This window comes from Paraburkholderia sp. Ac-20336 (genome assembly GCF_017105025.1).
GTDB lineage: Bacteria > Pseudomonadota > Gammaproteobacteria > Burkholderiales > Burkholderiaceae > Paraburkholderia.
The window spans coordinates 1-6,848 of the sequence record NZ_JAAGPS010000212.1 but is presented as its reverse complement, the minus strand read 5'-3'; the positions used below and the strand labels follow the sequence as shown (position 1 = coordinate 6,848).

The following is a 6,848-nucleotide window of genomic DNA, read 5'->3' as shown; positions in this document are numbered from 1 at the left end:
CCGGTGGCATTGCCAAGCGCCGAGCCCGCGGTCGCGCCGACCCACAGCGCCGCGCGCGGCACGCTCGTGCCGAGATAGCGCAGCCCGACCGCGTCGCGTCCGACGAGCGCTACGTAGCTGAGCGCGGTCGCGCCGAGCGCGCCGATCCACCCGCTCGCCGACAGGTCTCGCAATTCGCGGATCACCGAGCGATAGTCGACCGCCTCGGACAGATGCTGCAACACGACCAGCAGCAGCCCGCAAATGACGAGCGCAAGCACGGGCGACAGAAGTCCCCGGCCGCCCGTCGCTTTCGCTGCGCGGCTGAGCCGCGCGCCGAGCCGGGCGAACGGGTGGTGAAGTCGACGAAACATGGTGAGTGCGGGCCTTGCGAGAGCGGTCGCGGCAACGGGGCGTCGCGCGCGGTATCGCCTGTGTCGGCGATTACAAAGAGATAACGACAAAGCGTGCAAAAGGTTGACAGCATGAGCGATTTAGCTGTCGGTCCGGTTGCGCGGCGCGTCTGCGGAAGGAGCTGGTTGAAAGGCTTGGGCTCGCGGCATCGGATCGGCCGCCTTGCGTGCCGTCATCAGGCGCGGGAGCGCGCCGCAAGGCGCGGCACGGCCCATCGCGCCGTGCCGGAGATTTGGCGCGATTCGGTTTCTGAGGGAGAAAACGATCGCGGGTCTGAAGCGAAGGACTTCGGGTATGTCCCGAGGAACCGTATGTGGATGGCGCAGCCGACAACGGCCTGCCCGCGCCGGCAACGCACAGGCCCAGTATGCTCAGACGATTCCACCCACATCCGATCGAACCGAGCTCTGACCGCCCGGCTCCTCCCTAAAAACGGGGCCAGAAAGCACGATGCCCGCTATTGGAGCGGGCATCGACGACTTCACCACGAGGCGCCTTGCGCGCCGGCGGGCTTTACAGCGGGCGGCGATACGCTTCGGCGATCATGGCGCAGTTCTGCACATGCAGATGAAGCGCGTGCAGCGCCAGAGCGCGCAGCTTGCCGAACAGCGTGGTGGTAGCAGGAGTGGAACGGACTGCGGTCGATGCGACGTTCATGATGGGCTCTCTCGAATTAGGGTGATAAGGGTTTATACCTAAGCAATAACCCGATTATGATCTTTTTCATGGCGCAGCGCAACAAAAACTGACGATCACCGTAACGCTAGGGCCGCTATACATGTCAAAAACTGAAAAAGGGCGATATCGACAGGGCCGGCATCCACCATCCGCACCGCACAGGTGCAATAATGCCCCCTTTACCCGTGGTGCTTTGCCGCAGCCCCGCCGCCATGTCCGCCGCCCAGAAAGCCCTGATTGCACCCCTTATTGTCGCGTGTGCGATGTTCATGGAAAGCGTCGACGCGAACGTCATCGTCACCGCGCTGCCGGCGATGGCGCGCGATTTCGGGCGCGATCCGGTCACGCTGAAAATCGCCGTAACGAGCTACGTATTGGGACTCGGCGTGTTCATCCCCGTGTGCGGCTGGCTCGCCGACAAATTCGGCGCGCGCACGATCTTCCGCACGGCCATCGGTATCTTCGTGACGGGTTCGCTGTTGTGCGCCGCATCGAATTCGCTCGCGACTTTCACGGTCGCGCGCTTCATCCAGGGCGTCGGCGGCGCGATGATGGTGCCGGTCGGGCGCATCATCATTTTTCGCGTCGTCGAGAAAGCCGATTTCATCCGCGCGATGAACTATCTGAGCGTGCCCGCGATGCTCGGCCCCGCTGCCGGCCCGCTGCTCGGCGGCTTCATCACGACCTATCTGCACTGGCGGCTGATTTTTTTCATCAACGTGCCGGTCGGCATTCTCGGCATCTATCTGACCAACCGCTACATCGCGAACACGCGCGAGCCCGACCCCGGGCCGCTCGACTGGATCGGTTTCATCCTGTCCGCGGCGGGCGCGGTGTTGCTGCTGCTCGGGCTTTCGCTGATCGGCGGCGAACTGATCTCGAACACGGACGCGTTCGGCATGTGCGCGATCGGCGCGGTGCTGCTCGCGCTCTACACCGTGTATGCCCTGCGCGTCCCGCTGCCGCTGCTCGATCTGCGCTTTTTCAGGGTGCCGACCTTCCAGGCGAGCGTGCTCGGCGGCTCGCTATTTCGTATCGGTCTCGGCGCGTTGCCGTTCCTGCTGCCGCTGCTGCTGCAGGAAGGCCACGGCATGAGCGCATTCCAGTCGGGCCTGATTACCTGCGCGTCCGCGTTCGGCGGCATGTTCATGCGCACGATCGCGTCGAGCGTGCTGCGCCGCTTCGGTTTCCGCACCGTGCTCGTATTCAACGCGGCGCTCTCGGGCATTTCGATTGCCGCCTGCGGGCTCTTCTTCCCGCACACGCCGACGTGGATTATCTGGGTCGTCGTGCTGCTCGGCGGCTTTTTCCCCGCGTTGCAGTTTACGAGCCTGAACTCGCTGACCTACGCGGAAATCGCGAGCCGCGACGTCGGCCGCGCGACGAGCCTCGGCAGCGTCGTGCAGCAGATGTCGCTCGGTCTCGGCGTGACGGTCGGCGGGATCGTGCTGCAGATTTCGCGCGTGCTGCACGGGCATCCGGGCATCATGTGGTCGGATTTCTGGCCCGCGTTCCTCGTGGTCGGGCTGTGCTCGTTCGCCTCGATTCCGGTCACGATGCGCATGCCGCTGCGCGCGGGCGAAGAGATTTCGCGCGGCGGACGAGGTTAGGCGGGGCCGGGCGGCTCCCGAGTGCGCACAGACGCCCTCGGTATCAGCGTCGACAGGTTATCGGCACGCGCAAACGCGCGTCCGCCTGTGCAAGCAGCGTATCGAGCACCGCCATTTCCACCGGCTTCACGAGATGCGCATGGAAGCCGGCCTCGCGCGTGCGTTTGAGATCGCTCGCATGGCCGAAGCCGGTCATCGCGGCAAACATCGTGCGGTCCAGTTCGGGCATCGCGCGCATTCCCGCGAGCGTCGCATAGCCGTCCATCTTCGGCATCGCGAGGTCGATCAGCGCGAGATGCGGCGCGAAGCGCGCCGCGATCGGCAGCGCCTGTTCGCCCTCGTAGGCGATACGCACCTCGTGGCCCTTGAGTTCGAGCAGCATCGCGAGGCTGTCGGCCGAATCGCGATTGTCGTCGACGAGCAGAACCCGCAGCGGTTCGACCTCGGGAGCCGCCACACCGGCGTCTTCGCCGGTGGCTTCGGCAAGTCCTCCGGCAAGCGGCAAGCTCAGCGTGAACGTGCTGCCAAGGCCCGGCCCCTCGCTGCTCGCGACGATGCTGCCGCCATGCATTTCGACGAGCGACTTGCATAGCGTGAGGCCGATGCCGAGACCGCCCTCGCCGAGTCCTTCGTGGTCCTTTTCCTGCGCGAACAGCTCGAAGATCCTGTCGAGCGAGCGCACCGGAATGCCACAACCGGGGTCGCGCACTTCGAGCACGGCCATACGGAAGTGGACGCGCCCCATCACGTCGATGCCACACCCCTGCGGCGAGAATTTCGACGCATTGTGCAGCAGGTTCTGCAATACCTGCACGAGCCGCGTCATGTCGCCGCGAATGATGACGGGCTCGGCCGGCACGTGAGCGACGACACGCTGCTCGCGTGCATCGGTAAACGGCCGCGCGGCCTCGATCGCGCGTGTGACGAGCTCGCCGAGATCGACCCGCGCGATGCGCAGCTCGACCTTGTCCGACATGATGCGGCCGATGTCGAGCAGATCGTCGACGAGCCGCGTGAGGTGCGTGACCTGGCGGTCGATCAGGTCGCGCGCGAGGGCGAGCGCCGGGCTCAGGCCGGTTTCTATCTGCATCACGCCGACCGCGTTGCGCACTGGCGCGAGCGGATTGCGCAGCTCGTGCGCAAGCGTGGCGAGAAATTCGCGCATGCGCTCGCCCGAGCGTTCGAGTTCTTCGCGGCGCCGCCGCTCGGTCAGATCGCGCGTGACTTTCGCAAAGCCGCGCAGCCGTTTCGATTCGTCGTACACGGCCGTGATGATTACGTTGGCCCAGAACGTCGTGCCGTCCTTGCGCACGCGCCAGCCTTCGTCCTCGACGGTGCCGATCTGCCGGGCGATCGCGAGTTCGCGCGCGGGCTTGCCCGCCGCGGCTTCCTCGGGCAGGTAGAACAGCGAAAAATGACGCCCGACGATTTCGTCGTGCGTATAGCCCTTGATCCGCGCCGCGCCTGCATTCCAGCTCACCACGCAGCCTTGCGGATCGAGCATGAAAATCGCGTAGTCCTTGACGCTGTCGACGAGCAGACGAAAGCGCTCCTCGCTTTGCCGCAATGCTTCCAGATACTCGCGCTGCGCGGTCAGATCGCGCGTGATCTTCGCGAAGCCCGTGACCTCGCCCGCCGGGTTGCGGATGGCGGTAATCACGACGTTCGACCAGAACGTCGTGCCGTCCTTGCGCACGCGCCAGCCTTCGTCCTCGAAACGGCCGGTCAGCGCGGCCTGCTCCAGTTCATACGTGGGCCAGCCACGCGCAACGGCCTCCTCGGCGTAGAAGCACGAGAAATGCTGACCGACGATTTCGCTCTCGGTATAGCCCGTGAACTTCTGCGCGCCGGCGTTCCAGCTGACGATACGGCCGCCCGCGTCGAGCAGGAAAATCGCGTAGTCCTCGATGGCCTGCACGAGCGACGAGTAATCGATGGTGCTAGCGATACTGGTTGCGGCGCCGCCTGGCGACGTCGACGCAACCTCGGCCTGCAACTGGGCGGGTTCGCCGTTTTCGCGAAAAGAAGGAATATCGGACTCGGTCATGGCATGCACGTATAAGGGTTGTTGTCTCAAGCATACGTTGTGCCCGGGTGGTGGCGCGTAGTCGAATGACGGGCGCCGCGCGATGCGTGCATGATCGGCCCCTCGGTTGGCCGGGGTGCACAGGCGCGTTGGCGGCACTGCGCGAATCTTTCGCAGATTTCAGGCTTATAAGGCGCACAGCTTATACGCCGGGCCCTGCTTTGCCACTCCGTATTTACTGCAACGTTGCGCCGCGCCGCATGTCGTTGTACGCGTATTCCGGCGCGCTATTTATCGGATTGCTCAGTGAATGAGTTGTCGGGCCAGCCGCCGCATTGCAACGGGACGCTCGCGATTGAAAAACGTATTCGCGATCGTCGGCAGGATTTTCATCAGGATGCCAAAAGGAAAGGCGATGCCGCGCATGTCGCTGCGGCATCGAGTCAGCCAGCCGGCAAATAACGCAGGACCGCGGTCACGTACGGCAAACTGTTCTATGGCCCACCGCTCACCCCGCCGAACCGATCTTTTCCGCGAGCTTCGCGTCGTAACTCGAATGGACGTGTACGCGTTTTTTGTCCGGATACGCATAGCCATATGCCTTGCGCAACGCGAGCGACGCTTCGTGAAAGCCCGACAGAATGAGCTTCTGTTTGTTCGGATAATTCGCGATGTCGCCGACCGCGAAGATGCCGGGCCGCGAACTTTCGTAGTTCGACGTATCGACGTCGATACGTCCGCCGTGAAGCGTCAGCCCCCACTGCGCGATCGGGCCGAGGTCGGCGACAAGTCCATATAGCGCGATCAGATGCTCGGTCTCGATCTGCGTCTCGCCGTCGATATGCCGCAGCGTCAGCGACTTCAATGCGCCGTCCTCGACGCCGAGTCCCGCGATCGCGCCGACGACGAAGTCCATCTCGCCCGCGTCGACCGCGCGCCGCATCTGCGCGACGCTCGAATCGGCCGCGCTGAAACCGGCGCGCCGATGCACGAGCGTGACGCGCCGCGCGACCCCGCGCAAGGCGAGTGCCCAGTCGAGCGCGGAATCGCCGCCGCCCGCGACGACCACGCGCTTGCCGGCGAAATCGGCGAGCCGCGGCACGCTGTAGTGCACGTGGCGCTTTTCGAGCGGAGCAGCTTCGGGAAGCACGAGTTTTTGCGGCACGAATGCGCCGTTGCCGGCGGCGAGCAGGATCGCCGCGACATCGAAGACGAGGCCGCGATGCGTGCGCACGGTCCAGCGTCCGTCGTCGCGCTGCTCGACCGTTTCGACGCGCTGGTCGAGATGGATCGGCACGTCGAACGGCTTCACCTGCGCCTGTAGACGCTCGACCAGTTCGCGCGCGGTACACGACGCAATCGCGGGAATGTCGTAGATCGGCTTGTCGGGATAGAGCTCGATGCACTGGCCGCCGACCCGGCCGAGCCCATCGACGATCTGGCAGGTGAGACCGATCACACCGGCCTCGAACGCGGCGAACAGGCCCACGGGACCGGCGCCGACGATCAGGACATCGGTGCGGATCGGTTGCGATAGGTCGGCGGTGGCGCTCATGGGCGGGTTCTCCGGGTCCGGGAAGCATCGATAAAAACGACGGCAGGCGCGCGCGCAATCAAAACGCGCAACGGCAATCAGACTGCCGATAACCCACCATACCGAATCGCCCGGACAGCGGCAACGATGCCATCGTCGGCGGTAAGGATGCTCAACGCGCTCGATGCGCGTTCAGCACCCCGCAAACGCCGTGCCCCACCCATGCCTTCCGGTCACTCGCCGATCCACGAACCGCGCAGATCGCTGTCGTGCAGCAATTGCAGCAGCGTGCCCGCCGGGCGGCTCAGGCGCTTCGCCGCGAGCGCGATGAATTCCACCGACGGCAGCGTCGGCAGCGCGGCCGCGTTCAGCGGCGCCGCGAGCCCGCGCGCGACGAGGTACTGCGGACACACCGTAATGCCGAGCCCGCCGCGCGCGGCCGCGATGCTGCCCGAGTGACTGCTGCTTGTGCAGACCACTTGCCAGCTCGCGCCCGCCTCCGCCAGCGCGTCGAGCACGACCGCGCCCGCCCCGCCCGGCCCGGCGGCCAGGATCAGCGGCGGCGGCGCCCCCGGAGCGACGAGCGTGCCTGTGCGCCCGAGCCATT

At 65.4% G+C, this 6,848-nt stretch carries 6 protein-coding genes and 1 pseudogene; 1 reads left to right on the top strand and 6 read right to left on the bottom strand.

Annotated features, from left to right (window positions below):
• Positions 1-353: pseudogene (locus GXB81_RS29945) on the bottom strand (hypothetical protein); the annotation flags it as partial.
• Between the two features lie 553 nt (positions 354-906).
• Complete coding sequence (locus GXB81_RS29940) at positions 907-1,050, bottom strand: hypothetical protein (protein ID WP_167045893.1); 144 nt, start codon at positions 1,048-1,050, stop codon at positions 907-909.
• A 233-nt stretch (positions 1,051-1,283) separates the two neighbouring features.
• Here GXB81_RS29940 and GXB81_RS29935 point away from each other — a divergent pair, with 233 nt between their 5' ends.
• Positions 1,284-2,681 carry an MFS transporter gene (locus GXB81_RS29935; protein ID WP_167284014.1) on the top strand — a complete coding sequence of 466 codons (1,398 nt, stop codon included), beginning with the start codon at positions 1,284-1,286 and terminating at the stop codon, positions 2,679-2,681.
• Positions 2,682-2,724: 43 nt separating this feature from the next.
• On the opposite strand, the gene GXB81_RS29930 is transcribed toward GXB81_RS29935, so the two are convergent.
• From GXB81_RS29930 to GXB81_RS29920, 4 genes are all read right to left on the bottom strand, one after another.
• Complete coding sequence (locus GXB81_RS29930; RefSeq protein WP_205991105.1) at positions 2,725-4,728, bottom strand: PAS domain-containing sensor histidine kinase; 2,004 nt, start codon at positions 4,726-4,728, stop codon at positions 2,725-2,727.
• Positions 4,729-5,010: 282 nt separating this feature from the next.
• Entirely contained in the window at positions 5,011-5,133 is a 123-nt protein-coding gene (locus tag GXB81_RS31830) for a hypothetical protein (protein WP_277396821.1), read from the bottom strand.
• An 82-nt stretch (positions 5,134-5,215) separates the two neighbouring features.
• Entirely contained in the window at positions 5,216-6,262 is a 1,047-nt protein-coding gene (locus GXB81_RS29925; protein WP_167045902.1) for an NAD(P)/FAD-dependent oxidoreductase, read from the bottom strand.
• A gap of 212 nt (positions 6,263-6,474) precedes the next feature.
• Positions 6,475-6,848 (bottom strand): LysR substrate-binding domain-containing protein (locus tag GXB81_RS29920; protein ID WP_241016585.1); only part of this gene is annotated, 374 nt, incomplete at its 5' end.

Bases quoted from the DNA above. Each gene is read 5' to 3' on its own strand.
- GXB81_RS29940 (WP_167045893.1), bottom strand. From the start codon at position 1,050: ATGAACGTCGCATCGACCGCAGTCCGTTCCACTCCTGCTACCACCACG.
- GXB81_RS29935 (WP_167284014.1), top strand. From the start codon at position 1,284: ATGTCCGCCGCCCAGAAAGCCCTGATTGCACCCCTTATTGTCGCGTGT.
- GXB81_RS29930 (WP_205991105.1), bottom strand. From the start codon at position 4,728: ATGACCGAGTCCGATATTCCTTCTTTTCGCGAAAACGGCGAACCCGCC.
- GXB81_RS31830 (WP_277396821.1), bottom strand. From the start codon at position 5,133: ATGCGCGGCATCGCCTTTCCTTTTGGCATCCTGATGAAAATCCTGCCG.
- GXB81_RS29925 (WP_167045902.1), bottom strand. From the start codon at position 6,262: ATGAGCGCCACCGCCGACCTATCGCAACCGATCCGCACCGATGTCCTG.